Annotated in this window: 16 protein-coding genes; 8 read left to right on the top strand and 8 right to left on the bottom strand. The window is 62.2% G+C overall.

What is annotated here, in order from left to right; genetic code table 11:
• Nucleotides 1–6 precede the first annotated feature (6 nt).
• Nucleotides 7–435 carry an acyl-CoA thioesterase gene (locus YH63_RS02850; RefSeq protein WP_046828905.1) on the top strand — a complete coding sequence of 143 codons (429 nt, stop codon included), beginning with the start codon at nt 7–9 and terminating at the stop codon, nt 433–435.
• Between the two features lie 392 nt (nt 436–827).
• Nucleotides 828–1,022 (top strand): hypothetical protein, encoded by a 195-nt coding sequence (locus YH63_RS02845; protein ID WP_046828906.1) that lies wholly within the window; start codon nt 828–830, stop codon nt 1,020–1,022.
• A gap of 69 nt (nt 1,023–1,091) precedes the next feature.
• On the opposite strand, the gene YH63_RS02840 is transcribed toward YH63_RS02845, so the two are convergent.
• The 4 genes from YH63_RS02840 to YH63_RS02825 all read right to left on the bottom strand — a co-directional run bounded on the left by YH63_RS02840 (nt 1,092) and on the right by YH63_RS02825 (nt 6,168).
• On the bottom strand, nt 1,092–2,189 hold the full coding sequence (locus tag YH63_RS02840) for an alkene reductase (RefSeq protein ID WP_046828907.1): 1,098 nt from the start codon (nt 2,187–2,189) through the stop codon (nt 1,092–1,094).
• 247 nt (nt 2,190–2,436) lie between these two features.
• On the bottom strand, nt 2,437–2,940 hold the full coding sequence (locus YH63_RS02835) for a DUF1993 domain-containing protein (RefSeq protein ID WP_046829807.1): 504 nt from the start codon (nt 2,938–2,940) through the stop codon (nt 2,437–2,439).
• A 100-nt stretch (nt 2,941–3,040) separates the two neighbouring features.
• Nucleotides 3,041–4,279: a lytic murein transglycosylase gene (locus tag YH63_RS02830; protein WP_046828908.1), complete on the bottom strand. Its 1,239-nt coding sequence runs from the start codon at nt 4,277–4,279 to the stop codon at nt 3,041–3,043.
• A gap of 248 nt (nt 4,280–4,527) precedes the next feature.
• Complete coding sequence (locus tag YH63_RS02825) at nt 4,528–6,168, bottom strand: isocitrate lyase (protein WP_046828909.1); 1,641 nt, start codon at nt 6,166–6,168, stop codon at nt 4,528–4,530.
• A 150-nt stretch (nt 6,169–6,318) separates the two neighbouring features.
• Here YH63_RS02825 and YH63_RS02820 point away from each other — a divergent pair, with 150 nt between their 5' ends.
• From YH63_RS02820 to YH63_RS02810, 3 genes are all read left to right on the top strand, one after another.
• Entirely contained in the window at nt 6,319–7,737 is a 1,419-nt protein-coding gene (locus YH63_RS02820; protein ID WP_046828910.1) for a helix-turn-helix domain-containing protein, read from the top strand.
• Nucleotides 7,738–7,924: 187 nt separating this feature from the next.
• A complete protein-coding gene (locus YH63_RS02815; protein WP_046828911.1) occupies nt 7,925–8,134 on the top strand; it encodes a DUF4170 domain-containing protein in 210 nt (69 codons plus the stop codon).
• Between the two features lie 196 nt (nt 8,135–8,330).
• A complete protein-coding gene (locus YH63_RS02810; protein WP_046828912.1) occupies nt 8,331–8,918 on the top strand; it encodes a hypothetical protein in 588 nt (195 codons plus the stop codon).
• A 118-nt stretch (nt 8,919–9,036) separates the two neighbouring features.
• Here YH63_RS02810 and YH63_RS02805 read toward each other — a convergent pair whose 3' ends face one another.
• A complete protein-coding gene (locus YH63_RS02805) occupies nt 9,037–9,936 on the bottom strand; it encodes a metallophosphoesterase family protein (protein ID WP_046828913.1) in 900 nt (299 codons plus the stop codon).
• Nucleotides 9,937–10,054: 118 nt separating this feature from the next.
• On the opposite strand from YH63_RS02805, the gene YH63_RS02800 reads away from it, so the two are divergent.
• Nucleotides 10,055–10,540, top strand: coding sequence for an NUDIX domain-containing protein (locus tag YH63_RS02800; protein WP_046828914.1), 486 nt, complete (start codon nt 10,055–10,057; stop codon nt 10,538–10,540).
• 147 nt (nt 10,541–10,687) lie between these two features.
• Nucleotides 10,688–11,206, top strand: a complete 519-nt coding sequence (locus tag YH63_RS02795; protein ID WP_046828915.1) for a GNAT family N-acetyltransferase — start codon at nt 10,688–10,690, stop codon at nt 11,204–11,206.
• Between the two features lie 183 nt (nt 11,207–11,389).
• On the opposite strand, the gene YH63_RS02790 is transcribed toward YH63_RS02795, so the two are convergent.
• Nucleotides 11,390–13,732 carry a TonB-dependent receptor gene (locus YH63_RS02790; protein ID WP_046828916.1) on the bottom strand — a complete coding sequence of 781 codons (2,343 nt, stop codon included), beginning with the start codon at nt 13,730–13,732 and terminating at the stop codon, nt 11,390–11,392.
• A gap of 115 nt (nt 13,733–13,847) precedes the next feature.
• Nucleotides 13,848–14,210, bottom strand: coding sequence for a DUF2946 family protein (locus YH63_RS02785; protein WP_046828917.1), 363 nt, complete (start codon nt 14,208–14,210; stop codon nt 13,848–13,850).
• Nucleotides 14,211–14,486: 276 nt separating this feature from the next.
• On the opposite strand from YH63_RS02785, the gene YH63_RS02780 reads away from it, so the two are divergent.
• Nucleotides 14,487–14,708 carry a hypothetical protein gene (locus YH63_RS02780; RefSeq protein ID WP_046828918.1) on the top strand — a complete coding sequence of 74 codons (222 nt, stop codon included), beginning with the start codon at nt 14,487–14,489 and terminating at the stop codon, nt 14,706–14,708.
• 76 nt (nt 14,709–14,784) lie between these two features.
• On the opposite strand, the gene YH63_RS02775 is transcribed toward YH63_RS02780, so the two are convergent.
• The gene (locus tag YH63_RS02775) at nt 14,785–16,848 is read right to left on the bottom strand and encodes a membrane protein (protein ID WP_046828919.1); all 2,064 of its coding nucleotides are present in this window, start codon (nt 16,846–16,848) and stop codon (nt 14,785–14,787) included.
• Nucleotides 16,849–16,884 lie beyond the last annotated feature (36 nt).

Raw genomic sequence — 16,884 nt, 5'->3', positions numbered from 1 at the left:
GCATCGATGGCAGACACGCCCATTCACGCCGCGCCCGCACCCGCCGCGCCTGAGGGCGAGCTGTCGATCCGCACGCTGGCCATGCCGGCGGACACCAACCAGAACGGTGACATCTTCGGCGGCTGGCTGTTGAGCCAGATGGATCTGGCCGGCAGCATCTACGCGTACAAGACGACGCAAAGCCGCAACGTTACCGTTGCCATCGAGGCAATGACCTTTCGCAAACCGGTCTATGTCGGCGATGTGGTGTCGGTCTACGCGACCACCGTGCGCGTCGGCCGCACCTCGATCACGGTGCATGTCGCGGCGTGGGTGCAGCGGCGCAACGAATCAAAATCGATTCTGGTGACCGACGGGAACTACACCTACGTCGCGGTGGACGACAGCGGCCATCCGCAAACGATCCGGCAGGGTTCCTCGTCCGTCAGCGCCTGATTCGCCTCAATCGTTAACGCAGCTAGTCAGCTTTTCACGCTGACGGTATTTGCGCGCAGTCTTTCGTCCACTTTTGCAGCGCTGCGCGGGGCTGTCATTGTTATTTTACCGCAGTGCGGACGATCGTCTTCCAGCGTCTACACACCGGTTATAAAACTGTCGCGCGAAACGCCTACAGGTGCGGCGAACTGCACACGCGGGAGTCACTGGTCGTTTGGTTTCGAGTCATTTCGGGCTGAATACAGGCTCTTCGCCGTTGGCCCGGGACGTGCATACTGGATTGGTACGAGTCGGAAGAAACGGTGTGTTGAAGTCTTCAAAGGCTGAAACTTTTTCAGCCCTTCGGAGTTATTGCGCGTGAGGAACCCAGAGACGGGACACGGATAAGAAACATGTCGGACACCTACATCATCGAAGTCAGTTCGGAAGCCGCAGGCATCGTCGTTCGCGAGAAATCAGGATTTCGTTTCTTCGCAGCGGTACACAAGTACAATCCGCTCGACGGCCGCGTTTTCAAGAACGCGCGCGAGGCAGAGCGCGCCGCCACGAGATTTCTGGCCGGGCGGCTGGACCCGGTTCCCGCGTAAGCCATTCACCTAAAGATAAAGGCCGGGATCGCTCCCGGCCTTTGGATTCAAGATATGCGCGATGAGCGCCTATTCAGCCGCCGCCTGACGCCCGAGCACCGGATAGTCAGTGTAGCCCTTGGCGCCGCCGCCATAGAACGTCGCCTTGTCGAAGTCGTTCAGCGGCGCACCGAGCTTGAGACGCTCCACAAGGTCGGGATTCGAAATGAACGGCTTGCCGAATGCGATCAGGTCGGCCTTGTTCTTCTCCAGAACTTCTGTCGCCAGCTTGAAGTCGTAGCCGTTGTTGGCGATGTAGGCGCCGCTGAAGCGCTTGCGCAGGCTGTCATAGTCGAACGGCGCGATGTCGCGCGGGCCGCCGGTCGCGCCTTCGATGACGTGGATGTAGCCCAGCTTCAGTGCGTTCAACTGATCGACGATGTGATCGAACAGCGGCTGCGGATTGCTGTCGGAAATATCGTTGGCGGGCGTCACTGGCGAAATGCGAATGCCGGTGCGGTCGGCGCCGGCCTCGGAGGCGACGGCTTGCGAGACTTCCAGCATCAGCCGCGCGCGGTTCTCGATCGAGCCTCCGTAGGCATCGGTGCGCTTGTTGGCGCCGTCCTTGGCGAACTGGTCGAGCAGGTAGCCATTCGCGCCGTGAATCTCGACGCCGTCGAAGCCGGCTTCCAGCGCGTTGGCAGAGGCGCGCTTGAAGTTCTCGATGATGCCGGGGATCTCGCTCAGCTCGAGCGCGCGGGGCTCGGACACATCGGCGAAGGTGCCGCCGACGAAGGTCTTGCCCTTCGCGCGAACTGCGGACGGGGCGACCGGCGCGCTGCCGTTGGCCTGCAACGTGGTGTGCGAAATACGCCCGACGTGCCAGAGCTGGATGTAGATATGACCGCCGCGCTCGTGCACCCGGTCTGTGACCTTGCGCCAGCCAGCGACCTGTTCCTTGGAATAGATGCCGGGCGTGTCCTGATAGCCCTGACCCTGCTGCGAGACCTGGCTGGCTTCGGTGATGAGCAGTCCAGCGGAGGCGCGCTGTCCGTAATATTCAATGGCGAGAGGATTGGGGACGAAACCCGCGACGGCGCGGTTGCGCGTCAGCGGAGCCATGACGGTGCGATTTGTCAGCGTGACGGCGCCGAGCTTGTAGGGGTCGAAAAGTTTGGAAGCGGACATGGCTGGTTTCCTGAGACGATTTCAATGCAGATGCATGTAAATATCGCTCGGGAGAAAACGCAAGTCACGACCGACTGAATAATGTCGATTCAGCCGGGTTGAATGGCAGGCATGTGTTCGCCATCAAGGAACAACGTTTGCGCGATGCTGGAGAAGATTCATTCAAACGCGAAGCGAAGACGGCATAAGCCGTCTCCGTCGCCGGGTTTTCCAGCGCAAATCTGCTGCGTGCGTCGGCCTGCGTAACTTACGCGACGCCGAGGAAGTCACGTTTGCCGAGCTCGACGCCCTTGTGACGCAAAATGTCATAGGCGGTGGTGCAATGGAAAAAGAACTGCGGCATCGCCGAGTGATTGAGGAACTGCTGGCCGGTCAGGGTCATGGTCTTGCCGGGGCCAACCGGAAACGTGATCTCGCGCTTTTCGGCGCCTTCATATTTGGCGGGAGGCAGCGCCTCGATGTTCGACAGAACCTTTTTGATCCGCGCCTGCAACTCCGCGAAGGTGGTCTCGGTATCGGCCATCACCGGCAGTTCGGTCTGCGTGAAGCGTGCGCAAGCCTTGCCGGAGAAATCGCATGCAAGCTGAACCTGCTTGGTCAGCGGGTACATCGTCGGGTGCAGCCGCGCTTCAAGCAGATCGTTTGGCGCGATCTTGTTCGCGGCGGCGTGGGCCTCGGCCTTGGTGAGAATGGCGGAAAGCGCGTTCAATGTGCGGATGAAAACGGGAGCTGAGCCGTCATAGAATGAGATGGACACGTTGGGCTACCTTTCAGGGAAAATCTTGCCGTGAAGTCAGGCTGACCCGATGTAGATGTTCTCCGTGGCCTTACAAGGCACTGACCGGTGACAATCAGCCGGGTCCGCCACGCATTCGCGCCAGAAGCTCGGCAGTCGGCCACGAATCAGCGGGCAGGCCGTACTTCGCCTGCATGGTCTTGATCGCGATGCGGCTTTGCTGGCCCAGAATGCCGTCGATCTTGCCGACGTTGTAGCCCTGCCGAGCAAGCAGTTGCTGCAATTCCTTGATCTCGTCGAACGGCAATTGCGCCACCGGCGCTGCAGGCTTTCGCATCGGACCTGCGCCTGCGATGCGGGTGGCGAGATAGCCGGCCGTGGTCGAATAGATCAGCGAGTTATTCCATTCGGTATAGGCGGCGAAATTCGGATAGGCGAGAAACGCCGGTCCGGTGCGGCCCATCGGCAGGAGCACCGAGGCGGTCAGATCATCCTTCGGCAGCGGACGTCCGTCGGCATAGGTCACGCCCCATGCGGCCCATTTCGAGCGCGGATGCTTGATGGTGAGATCGGCCTGATCCCAAGGAAAACGAGACTCCAGATTCGCAGGCACGCGGATTTCCTGCAGCCACGGCTCGCCGCGCCGCCACTTCAGTCCATTCGCGATGTAGTTCGCGGTCGAGCCGATCACGTCGGGTGCGCTGCGCAGCATGTTGCGGTGGCCGTCGCCATCGTAGTCCACGGCGTAATCGAAGTAATGACGCGGCAGGAATTGCGTCTGGCCGAGTTCGCCTGCCCATGAGCCGATCATCTCGGCGGGCGAAAGATCGCCGCGGTCGATGATCTTCAGCGCGGCAATGGTCTCCTGCCGGAACATCTCGGAACGGCGGCAGTCATAGGCGAGCGACACCAGCGAGCGCAGCGTCGGCAGCTTGCCTTGCACTACGCCGAAGTCGCTTTCCAAAGCCCAGAACGCGGCGATCACCGCGGGCGGCACGCCGTATTCCTTCTCGGCACGCGCAAAGGCCTGCGCGTAGGTCTGGATCAGTTGCTGCCCTTTGACCCTGCGCCCCTCGGTCGCCATGCGTCCGGCGAACTCGGTGAAGATCTGGCCGAAGACGCGCTGGCCCCTGTCGCGGTTCACGATGCCCTGGTCGTACACCATGCCGGGAGAGGCAGCGGCTATCGCGCGCTGCGACACTCCGGCGGCGACAGCGTCCTGTTTCAGTCGCGTCAGAAATTGATCGAAGCTCTGCCCGCCGTGGCAGCGCGCGCCACTCTGGGCGAAGGCGGGGGAGGCGATCGATGTCACGGCGAGAATAAGAAACCAGAATCTGGAAAATTGCTTCAGCATGAATTCACCGCGTTGGGCCCAAACCATTTCCTCGTCATGCCCGGGCATAGCCGTTCGAAGAACGGCGTCGCTGCCGCGCGCCTATGTCCCGGGCATCCAAGTTTTAACGTGACCATCAAACAAGACGTTGATGGCCGGGACAAGCCCGGCCATGACGAAAACGATTCGGATGCATTCAACATCCACACACAAAAATGCCCGGCTTGAGGCCGGGCATTTCTGTTCTTTTGATTGTGTCGTGCCAGATCTTAGCCGAACTGGTTCATTGTGTTGTGGGCACCGCCCGCCTTCAGAGCTGCTTCACCGGCGAAGTATTCCTTGTGGTCGTCGCCGATGTCGGAGCCGGCCATGTTCTGGTGCTTCGCGCAGGCAATACCCTGGCGGATTTCCGCACGCTGAACGTTCTTCACGTAGCCGAGCATGCCCTGGTCGCCGAAATATTCCTTCGAGAGGTTATCGGTCGACAGCGCTGCCGTGTGATAGGTCGGCAACGTGATCAGGTGGTGGAAGATGCCGGCGCGCTTCGCCGAATCCGCCTGGAAGGTGCGGATCAGCTCGTCGGCTTCGATTGCCAGCGGCGTGCTGTCGTATTCCACCTTCATCAGCTCGGCACGGTTGTACTTGCTGACGTCCTTGCCGGCGGCCTTCCACTCGTCGAACACCTGCCAGCGGAAGTTCAGCGTCCAGTTGAACGACGGCGAGTTGTTGTAGGCCAGCTTCGCGTTCGGGATCACCTCACGGACCCGATCGACCATCTCGGCGATCTGCGCGATGTTCGGCTTCTCGGTTTCGATCCACAAGAGATCTGCGCCGTTCTGCAGCGAGGTGATGCTGTCGAGCACGCAGCGATCAACGCCGGTGCCGGAGCGGAACTGATACAGGTTGCTCGGCAGGCGCTTCGGACGCAGCAGCTTGCCGTTGCGGCTGATGATGACGTCGCCGTTACCGATCTTGGACGCGTCAACTTCGTCGCAGTCGAGGAAGCTGTTGTACTGGTCGCCGAGGTCGCCCGGCTTGTGGCTGACAGCGATCTGCTGGGTGAGGCCGGCGCCGAGCGAGTCGGTGCGGGTCACGATGATGCCGTTGTCCACGCCCATCTCTAAGAACGCGTGGCGGCAGGCACGGATCTTCGCGAGGAAGACTTCGTGCGGCACAGTCACCTTGCCGTCCTGATGGCCGCACTGCTTTTCGTCCGAGACCTGATTTTCGATCTGCAGGGCGCATGCGCCTGCTTCGATCATCTTCTTGGCGAGCAGATAGGTTGCCTCGGCATTGCCGAAGCCGGCGTCGATGTCGGCGATGACAGGCACGACGTGGGTCTGGAAATTGTCGATCTTCGCGATCAGCGCCGTTTCCTTGGCCTTGTCGCCGGCCTTACGTGCTGCATCGAGCTCACGGAAGATATCGTTGAGTTCGCGCTGATCGGCCTGACGCAGGAAGGTGTACAGTTCTTCGATCAGCGCCGGCACCGAGGTCTTCTCGTGCATCGACTGATCCGGAAGCGGACCGAACTCGGAACGCAGTGCTGCGATCATCCAGCCCGACAGGTAGAGATAGCGGCGGTCGGTCTTGCCGCCGAAATGCTTCTTGATCGAGATCAGCTTCTGCTGGGCGATGAAGCCGTGCCAGCAACCCAGCGACTGGGTGTACTTGGTGGGATCCGCATCGTACGCGGCCATGTCCGCGCGCATCACGTCCGCGGTGTAGCGGGCAACGTCCAGGCCGGTCTTGAAGCGGTTCTGCAGGCGCATGCGGGCGACGGCTTCGGCGGTCACGCCGTTCCATGTGCCCTTGTCCTTGAGGAGGGTTTCAGCCGCAGCGATCTCGCTCTGGTAAGAAGCCGGGCCTTGAATTGCTTGGTCGGTGAGTCCGCGCGATTGGTAATTCATGGTTGTGATCCCTTGTGAAGTTGCCAATGTTTCAACGCATTGCCCGGCAAACCGCTAGAGGCTTTGAAGATAGCTTGTCAGACTTTACAAACTTTAATTGTAATGCTGTAATTACTTTACAAGTTGGCTAGTTTGGCAGGATGACCGCCCATGGCGACATCAACAATCCGCTCGGTTTTTATGGGTCCGCGGCTGCGGCGGCTGCGGCGTGACCTAGGGCTGACGCAGGCCGATATGGCAGCCGATCTGGATATATCCGCGCCTTACGTGGCGCTTCTGGAGCGCAATCAGCGGCCGGTGACGGCGGATATGCTGCTGCGGCTCGCTCGCACGTACAAGATCGATCTCGCGGATCTGGCGGGCGACGGCGGCGCCGATCATACGGCCCGTATGCAGGCGGTTCTCAAAGAACCGATGTTTGCCGACATCGATATCCCACCGCTTGAAATCAGCGATATCGCAATCGGCTATCCGGGATTGGCAGAGGCATTCCTGCGGCTCTACACGGCCTACCGCGAGGAGCAGCTCGCACTGGCAGAAGGCGCTAAGTCGCTTTCGAGTCGGGGCGGTCTGGACGTCAACGATCCGGTTGCGGAAGTCCGGCGGTTTCTGGCGGCGCGCCGAAATAACTTCGCGGATATCGACGATGCGGCCGAGCGTATTTTGCACGGCCCTGCGGAAACGGGCTGGTTCATTGAACGGCTGGGCGCTCGCCATGGCCTTCGTGTTCGCCACTTGCCGCCCGATGTCATGCTCGGCTCTGTCAGGCGGCTGGATCGTCACCGCAAGGAAATCCTGTTTGACGACTCGCTCGACACCGCGAGCTTCAACTTCCAGTTGGCGCAGCAACTCGCCTATCTCGAATTTGAAGACGAGATGAGTACAGCGCTGAAAGCCGGCCAGTTCTCCACCAAGAGCGGCGAACTCTTGGCGCACCGGTCGCTTGCGAGTTACGCCGCCGCGGCGCTCATCATGCCGTATTCGGCGTTCGCGAAAGCAGCGGAGACGCGCCGTTACGACATTGAAGCGCTGGCGCGCCAGTTCGGAACGAGCTTCGAACAAACCGCGCATCGCATCACGACCTTGCAGAGACCGGGTTCGGAAAAGGTTCCGTTCTTTTTGATCCGTGTCGATCCGGCCGGCAATATTTCCAAACTGCTCGACGGCGCAGGCTTTCCCTTTGCAAAGCACGGAGGAGCCTGTCCGCTGTGGTCGGTTCACGGCGTCTTCAAAACGCCGCGTCAGATCGTGACGCAGTGGCTGGAATTGCCGGACGGTCAGCGGTTTTTTTCCATTGCCCGCACAGTCACCGCCGGTGGGGGCTCGTTCGGCGCGGTGCGCGTGGAGCGTGCCATTGCGATCGGTTGCGCCGCTGAACATGCCGGAAAGCTGATTTATACCAGCGATGAAACCGGGCCTCGCGCCGATGCGCCCACGCCGATTGGCGTCGCATGCCGCGTCTGTCATCGTCCGACATGCGCCGCGCGATCTGAACTTCCGATCGGCCGTGAACTGCTTCCAGACGACTACCGGCGGCTCAGCGTTCCGTTCGGGTTCTCGTCCGATTGATTGATTATTGCAGAATTTGCATTACAAACGGCGGCGACGTGACTAGATATGGTCCAGGATCAATACACGACACGAAGGCGCAAGCGGCTGAAATGCCGAGCATGAACCGGGAAGTGGATTGATTTTCCGAAACGATCATGTTCACAGAACGGTCTATTGCACTTCAAGCTAACGGACGGAGACTCAAATGAGCGGCAGCAATTTCTGGGTGATTGGCGGTGAGTTCGGCTCGATGAACTTCCACAAACTCGTGGAAGGCTCGGCTCAGGTTCAGGGTCCGTTCAAGACCCGCAAGGAGGCCGAGGATGCCTGGCGTGTCGTCTCCGAAGAAAACCGTCATCGCGCGGGCGTGCGTTTCTCTATCGTGGAAGAACCGCAGCGCACCAGCAGCACCTGATAGCTCCCGGGCGGGGTTCGTCGCCCGCCCATTTTACGGCCCTGTTCCGCATGGGAACGGGGCCGTTTTTTCATTTTGGGACATGAACAACGCCGCGAACTGAGCCGCGGAAGGGCCTGGGACCTTTGCGGGGAACAGGGTTACTGATAGATTAAGCGGGTCAAAACAAAGCTATCGAACCCGAGGTCTTCAGATCATGGCGGAACAGAGCGCCCCGAACGATTTGGCCGGCAAACCGAGCCCGGTTCGATTGCGCGACGCGCTGCGGAAAGCCCGAATCGAAGCCGCGGACCGGACCGGCGTCGTGGTGGATCTGCGCGACGCGGAGGTCGCCCGGCTCGAGATTCTGCACGAGGCGCTCGATTCGCTGTTCTCCGAAATTCCGCCGGGGGTCGATCTGTTCGACCGCGGCATCAGTCAGGGCGACACGCCGCGGCTGTGGATCGACGCCGTGGCGCATATTGCGATGGGCCGCGACAAGCGCATCTATCGCTTCACGCAGGACACCCGGTTCGGCCGCATCGTGATCGCCGAATCGCACGACATCCCGGTGATGGTCGATGCGGTGACCGACTATATCGCGCGCCGCCTGATCGAACGCGAGCACGCGATGGTGGTGACGCCGGCCCAGGCGACAGCACCAGCACCGGTTTCAGCCGCTGCGGTCTCCACGACTGCGCCCGCGAAACGCCGCAACGCTGTGTGGACATTCGCGTTCGGATTCGCGGCGGGCCTGGCCGCGCTGTTCGGCTTTGCGCTCGTGATGGCGCTGCGCGGAATTTAGCTTTCATCCGTCGCCCTTCGAGGCCTTCGCTTCGCTCCGGCACCTCGGGGTGACGGAAAGAACGGAAACGTCATCCTGAGGTGCGAATTCTTGCGAGCCTCGAAGGATGACAGCAGGTTTAAATCAGCCGTTCATCCTTGATCTCGCCGAGCATCATGCCGTCGGCAAATCCGCGCACGCGATGATCGCAGCGCCATGCGCCATCGGCGCGTTCAATTGAAAACAGATTGTAGGCGGCGGGATGATTGTGCCCGTGCGCCATCGCTGATGCGGACGGGACACCGATAGCCGGAATGCGCCCGCGTGGTCCGTCGAGCCAGACCGTGGCGTGGCGATGGTCGTGGCCGTGCAAAATCAGATCGACGCCGTAACGTGCGATCAGATCCAGCAGTTCATCGGAATCGCGCAGCCGCGCCGCCCATCGCCCGGGCGACGTCATCGGCGGATGATGGATCATCAGCACGCGAAACAGATTCTCGGGAGCCAGTTGCTGCAGCAGCTTTTCGAGATCGCCGCGCTGCTGCAGCCCGAGCCGCCCGGTTGCCATGAACGGCGCGGTGGGAATGGCGGTGGAGACGCCGATCAGCGCCAGCGGGCCGCGGCGGCGCAGATAGGGAAACGCGGCATCGCTATTTGCCGCGATACCGTCGCCGCGAAAGTAATCCGCCCACGAATACGGGAAATGCTCGCGGATGCCGCGCACATAGGCGTCGTGATTGCCCGGCACCAGTGAGACGTGATCCGGCGCGCCGACGCTCTCCAGCCATTTGCGGGCCTCAGTGAATTCGAGCGGCAGCGCGATGTTGACGAGGTCGCCTGTGACCGCGATGTGATCCGGCTGCTGGGCCTGCATGTCGGCGACGAGTTCGCCGAGCACGTCGCGGCGATGGATCATATGCCGCTTGCGCTGCCAGTTGAGATAACCGATGGCGCGCTTGCCGGCGAGCTCACGCAGGCGCGGCCGCGGCATCGGGCCGAGATGCGGATCGGACAGATGCGCGAGCACGAATGACGTCATTGCAACGTGACCGTTACAGGCTGAAATGCTATCACGCTCCAGTTCGCCACCAGCGTCCTCATACCATTCGTTCGGGGACAGACTGACATAACATGATCGCCGGACGGAATCTCGCACGATGAGTATTCAGGATGCCAGGCTGCGGTTTGAGCCTTTGCTCCGGCGCGTCTTTCATTTCTATTCCCGGTTCGCCCGGGGCATGACTCTTGGCGTGCGCGCGGTCGTGCTTGATGGCGAGAATCGCGTTTTTCTGGTCAAGCACAGCTACGTTTCCGGCTGGCACCTGCCCGGAGGCGGCGTTGAGACCGGCGAGACGTTCCTGAGTTCGCTGAAGCGTGAGCTGATCGAGGAAGGTCGGATCGAGATGACCGGCGAGCCGCTGCTTCATGGCCTGTTCTTCAACCGCCAGGTGTCGCCGCGCGACCATGTCGCGGTCTATGTCGTGCGCCAGTACCGGCAGGACCGGATGCCGGATCCCAACCATGAGATTGTGGCGTGTGGCTTCTTTGGGGTGGCTGAATTGCCGCCGGAGACCACCCGCGGGACGCGAGCGCGGATCGCTGAAGTGCTGGACAACAGGCCTTTGACCGAGGACTGGATTTAACCACCTGGGTCATTCCGGGCCAGCGCGTGAATAACGCGCATCCCGGAATGACAGCGAATGCACTCGTATAGTGGACGGAGATTTCAGCTCAGACGACCCGTTGAGCCGTAGACCATTCTTGCCCCAGATGCTAATTCGCGGTCCATCATGTCCGATCTTTCCCTGACCATATTGGCCGAAACCCCCGGCGACGAGCAGGCCATCGAGCGCCTGCACGAACGCACGTTCGGCCCCGGCCGTTACGCGCTCAGCGCCTATCGGCTGCGCGAGCATGTCGATCATTTGCTTGACCTGTCGTTCACGGCGCGGATCGGCACGCTGATGGTCGGCTCGGTGCGGCAGCTGCCGGTCTGTGTCGGCAATACACCAGCGCTGCTGCTCGGGCCGCTGACGGTCGAACCACCATTTCGGGATCGCGGTGTCGGGCGCGCGTTGCTTGAGCGCGCGTTGAAGGATGCGAAGACGAAGGGGCACAGTCTCGTGCTGTTGGTCGGCGACGAGGCGTATTACAGCCGCGCCGGTTTCAAGCGGATTCCGAAGGGCCGGGCGACCATGCCGGGACCGGTCGATCACGCGCGGCTGCTGGTGCGTGAACTGGTCGACGGCGCGTTCGAAGGCGTCAGCGGCGCCATTCGCCCGGACTGGACATTCGCCCGGGCGCTCTGAGCGCTCATCGAGAAAATTGCCACATGTTCAATGTCGTCCCCGCGAAAGCGGGGACCCATGACCACCGCATCCTCGGTTCAGCACGATCGTGCGGAACTCTAACGCGAACTCCAGCGATAGGGAGTATGGGTCCCCGCTTTCGCGGGGACGACATCGTGTTTGAGATTAGCCCAGCCCTCTGCCTCAATACTTCACATTCGCGAACATGCGCACGCCGAGGCCCGGCATCAGGACCTGATCCTTGCTGTAGGACACGGAGTTGCGGATTTCCTCGTTGAGCAGGTTGTCGCCGACGACACCGAACCTGACTTCCTGCGCGCCCCACCAATCGCTCTTGGCGAGCTTGGTGGTGTAGCTCAGTTCGGCCCTCAGGCGGTTGTAACCCGGCGTCGAGGTCTCGATGTCGCCGATGTTGTTCTGCGCGAAGGCATGCAGCAGGTTGACGCGCGCGAGCCAGTTGGCGTCGCGATAGTAGACACCTCCGCCGAGCCGTTGCGGCGGAATGCGCGGCACGTTGGTGCCGTCGGTGAAGGTGGCGCGAACGACGTCATACTGCCCCTCGACGCCGAACTGACCGGCCCAGACCGGCAGCACGTCGTACTGGAACTGGAATTCAGCGCCACGGAAGTTTGCGTCCTTCTGCGAATAGATCGCCTGGTTGAGTTCGAGGCCGGGGCCTGCGACGCACGCGACGTCCTCACACGTATTGCCGGTGAGCCGGCGATAGATGAAGCCGTCGAAGCGCGTGACATAACCGGTCAGTTCGAACCGGAACGGACCCGTTGCCTTCCGTAGCCCCACCTCGACCGACTTCGCGGTCTCGATGCCGAGATTCGGATTGCCGACGTCGAAGGTGACGGTTGCATCGTGTCCGCCGCGCGAGAACAGCTCGGCAGGCTTCGGCGCGCGCTCGGTGTATTGACCGGTGATGCTGGCCACGAGATTCCACGGCAGATTCTGGATCAGGCCGACGCTGCCGCTCGTCGGCGTAAAGTTCAGGTTGCGCGCCGTGGCAGGGCCGATCCCGGCAGGATCGACGTTGAGATCGAACAACTCCGGGATGAAGCTCGGCATGGTGCCGGTCAGATTGACGTGCTCGACGCGGGCCGCGACCTGCGCCTTGGTGACCTCGCTGAATTTCAGCTCGTTGAAAATGTATCCCGCGACCTTGGTGTTCTTGTTCGGATCCCACAGGCCGTTGAGCGGACTGCCCGGATCGTCAGGGCTTGGCGCGGTCAGTTCCTGATGCGACGCCTGCACGCCGATAGCGGTGGTCAATGCTGCGAAACGCAGGTTCAGCGGCATGAATTGTACCTCGACGCGGCCTTCCTGCTCCTTATTGGTGAAGGTCTGACGCACGCCATCGCTGGAGAAATCCGCCGGATCGGCGAGGCCGATTTCGTTGTGCTTGTAGTCGGTGGCGCCGGCCCAGAAGCGGATCACCTCAACGGCGGCGGAGTCGGGATGGTAATCGCCCTTGACCGTCAGCTTGGTCTGCCGCGCGCTGATGCGGGTGCGGTGCTCTTCGCCGTCGATGCCGGGAATACCATAAATGCTGTTGTTCTGCTGCACGGCCGCGCCGATGAAGCCGCCCGCGAAGAAGTACGATCCGCCGATCGATGCGCCGTCGGACTGTGTTGCGGAGTTCGGCTGCTTGCCGGCGAACGGCCGGTTCGGATCGAAGCGGTAAGGCGAATTCGGCACGCTGTAGTCTTCGGTCTTGCGTGCGAAGGCGTCGGCATGGATCGCGACGTTGTTTCCGGCTGCATCGAGCAGCACAGCACCTTCACGTCCGCGATCGACGCTCGACAGCGCCGAGCGCGCCTCGAAGCTGGCGCAGGGGTTCGAAGCTGAAAGCTGCGGCGCCTTGACGTTGTAGCCGTAGGTCTGGATCGACGGCACCGCGCTGCACGGCAGGGTTTCGGGGATGCGGTTGTTGCTGGCGTTGACCACGCCGCCGATCGATTGCGATCCGTAGCGCAGCGTCGCCGGGCCGCGAATGACTTCGACCTGATTGGTGGACAGCGGATCGATCGGCACGAAATGATCTTCGCCGAGATCGGATGCGCCGTTGCTGCCGATGCCGTTTTCCACAATGCCGACGCGGTTGACGTCGAGCCCGCGAATAATGGGGCGGCTCGATGCGCCGGGCGCGAACGACGAGCCCGTGATGCCGGGCTTGTTGTTCAGGAGATCGCCGAGCGTCGAAGCCGCGCTGCGGCGGATTTCCTCGTTCGGCACCACGGTGACGGTGGCGAACTGATCGGTGACGATCGGCAGCGTGCCCGCATAGGTCTCCGGATTTGGCGCAGGAGCAGCGGGTGGCGCTGCGGCTGTGGTGCGGCCGGGTTCAGCGCGATGCCGGTGCGGCCGCTGGATCGGGCTCGGCGCCTGCACGACGATCTCGGGCAGTGTTGTGCCGCCGCCGGGATCGGCCTGCTGCGACCGCGCCGTGTTGTTGAAGAGAAGCGCCATCGCGACGGCGGAGCCGCCGGCCAATGAGGCACGAAGAAACTTGTACGACATGATGCATGGATCCTGATGCCGCCGTGTCCGTCTTTGCGGAGTCGGGCGGCTTAACCTCGAATGTCCCGCGATCACCGCTGCGCGGCGACCATCGGGATCGGAACAACAATTCGAGTCAGGCTTGCGGTGGGGCGCGGGAGCGAAATGCGCTCCGGCGGGAGTCGGATGCGATGGCTTCGGGATGAAAAGCGGTCTGCAGCGCCGTGGTTGCTAGCGGGAGTGCCAGCGAAGGAGGCGTCGCAGCGACAAGAGTGTTGGCCATCGCGACCGTGACGCAGATCGCGCACAGGTCGCGGTGGACGCCCTGATGGTCGTGATCGGCGTCAGGCGTCGAGGCGAGCGACAGGCTCGCAGAAACCGAAATACCGGCTTCGGCGACATCGTGATGGGTATGGTCGAACGACAGGCCAAGCTGCAACGCCACCGCAAACAGCGCCAGCAGCGACAGTCTTTTCGCCTTTGATCTCAGCCAGTTCATCAGGAATTACGCCCCGTCCCATCCGCATCCAGTCCTGATAGGGCCGGTTTCGGATGTTATATTATAACATCGCCGGTCGGGGGCGGGGTGTCAACACGCGAAGGCTGGACGCGAGGAAGAAAAGCCGCCGCACGAGGCCAAAAGGACACAGGATTGACTGGGCCGCGTAGGTCGTCAGCGCTTACCGGCTCAGTGATGGCGGCGTACGGGATACGGGCGGTATGGTTGACCGAATCGTAACGAACGGCTGTTCTCATTCGTGCGAGGAGAGCGTGAATGCTCAAGTATTTTGAGAACGTCCGTCTTGTGCGAATGGCTGACGGTAAAACCTACAAGCTCATTCGGGATCTGGGTCTGGTCAAAGGCGGGAAGGGACTTCGCTGCCACGAAGCGATCATGACCTTCCAGCTCAAGTTGAAGCCGGTCAGCATTCATGTGCCGTTGTCGGAGCTCATCTCGATACTGTCGGTCGCGGCGGCACGGCGTTCGGCCGCGTAATCTCTCACTCTCGAGGATTTTTCTGACCAGGTGCCCATTGGCCCAGTCGGCCAATGGCTGATGCCGGTTGGACCTGTTAGCGGCCTTCGCGCAGCCAGGTGCTGGCGAATGCCCCGAGCAGCAACAGCAGCCCGATCAGGCCGGCGAAGATCGGCAGTACGCCGATGCCGCGCACGACACTGGCGTCGCGCATCTTGACCCCGAGCCAGCCTTCGCCGCGAAACACAGTGGAGGCGCGCACCGGCAGCACGCGCGGCAGATCGATGCTGCCGCTGTCAGCTACGCGGCGGGTATCGCCGCCGGTTGCCTGCACAAGCGGACGCAGCGCTTCTGTCGTAGATGTCACCTCGGCGAACTCTTTCGGATTGACCGGGCCGACATTGATCAGCGCCTTGAGCGAACCGTCGGTCGCCTGCCAAAGGCCGAGTTCATCGGCGCTGAGCGAGGCGCGCCATTCGCCGGGATCGGCCGCGGTTAGGTTGACCTGACGCGTCACGCCCGATGGCGAGGTGACAGTAACGGGCACCACGGCGTCGGCCATGGTCTGCCGCACGACAACGAGATCGCGTCCTTCCACCTTGAGCCGCAGCGCTTCCTCGTCGAGGTCCGGCTGCTTCATCAGCCAGTGCGACATCCGCCGCAGCAGATCGAGATGCGGGCCGCCGCCTTCATAGCCGCGCGCCCACAGCCAGATGTGATCGGACAGCAACAGCGCGACGCGGCCTTCGCCCTGTCGCGACAACAGCAGCAACGGCTTGCCGTCAGCGCCTTCCATGATCGGCGGATTGGCGGGGTTACGGGTATCGATCAGGCGGAAAAAGCGGCTCCAGTGCGGCGGTTCGCTGCTGGAGCCCTCAAGCCCGCGCGTGACCGGATGACGCTTGCCGATATTGGTCAGGCGCGCCGTGAAGGCCTGCTCGGTGACGCCGACAGGCTCGGCGGGCAGGATTGTGTCGAGCGGCGTACGCCAGATGCTGGTCTGGCTGGCGTAGTCGGGACCAGCGGACACCAGCACCGCGCCGCCGCCGCGCACATAGCGAGCGATGTTGTCGAAATAGGAAATCGGCAACACTCCTTGCCGGGCGTAGCGGTCGAAAATGATCAGCTGAAACTCGTTGATCTTCTGCTGGAACAGTTCGCGCGTCGGGAAGGCGATCAGCGACAGTTCGTTGATCGGCGTGCCGTCCTGCTTTTCGGGCGGGCGCAGAATGGTGAAGTGCACCAGATCGACGCTGGCGTCCGACTTCAGCAGGTTGCGCCAGGTGCGCTCGCCGGAATGCGGCTCGCCGGACACCAGCAGCACGCGGAGCTTGTCGCGCACGCCGTCGATGGACACCACGGCGCGGTTGTTCACCGGCGTCAGTTCACCTTCCAGCTTCGAGGCTTCGATCTCGACGATGTTCGGCCCGGCATGCGGAATGTCGATGGTGACGCTGACCTGCTCGCCGCTGCGCACCGCGCGCTCGCTGAGCACATCGCCGTCGCGCCGGACCACGACACGCGCGCTCTGGTTGGTCACGCCCTGATCGTCGAGGCGATAGGTGATGGTCTGGGTCTGGCCGACGATGCCGAAGCGGGGAGCAGCGACGATGGCGACGCGGCGGTCCCGTTCGTTGCTGCGGCCGGTGATCAGCGCATGAACCGGCGCGTTGAAGCCGATGGCGGCGGCATTGGCGGGAATGTCGTGCACGCGGCCGTCGGTGATTAGGAATGCGCCGGCAACGCGGTCGGTCGGCACATCGGACAGCGCCGACGTCACCGCCGAGAACAGCTTGGTGCCGTCGGTTTCGCCGTCGGCCTGTCCGGCTTCGACCGTGCGAACCTCGATCCCCTTGATCTGCTTGAGTCGGTCAACCAGCGCATCGCGCGCCTCGTTGGTTTCGCGGGTGCGCTCGCCGAAATTCTGGCTCGGGCTCTTGTCGACAACAACGGCGACGACCGAGGACAGCGGTTCGCGCTCCTCGCGCGTGAACGACGGATTGGCCAGCGCCAGCAGAATCAGCGCCAGCGCGGCAATGCGGATTGCAGCGCCGCGTGCACGCGCCACCATCAGCACAGCCGCGATCACGATGATCGCAGCAAGGCCGATCCACAGCACGAGCGTGGGAACGAGGGGCGCGAAGGCGATACCGTAGTTCATGACGTACAGACTTTGAGTTCATCGTCATGCCCGGGC

This window comes from Afipia massiliensis (genome assembly GCF_001006325.2).
GTDB lineage: Bacteria > Pseudomonadota > Alphaproteobacteria > Rhizobiales > Xanthobacteraceae > Afipia > Afipia massiliensis_A.
This window is presented reverse-complemented; position numbering and strand designations above follow the sequence as displayed.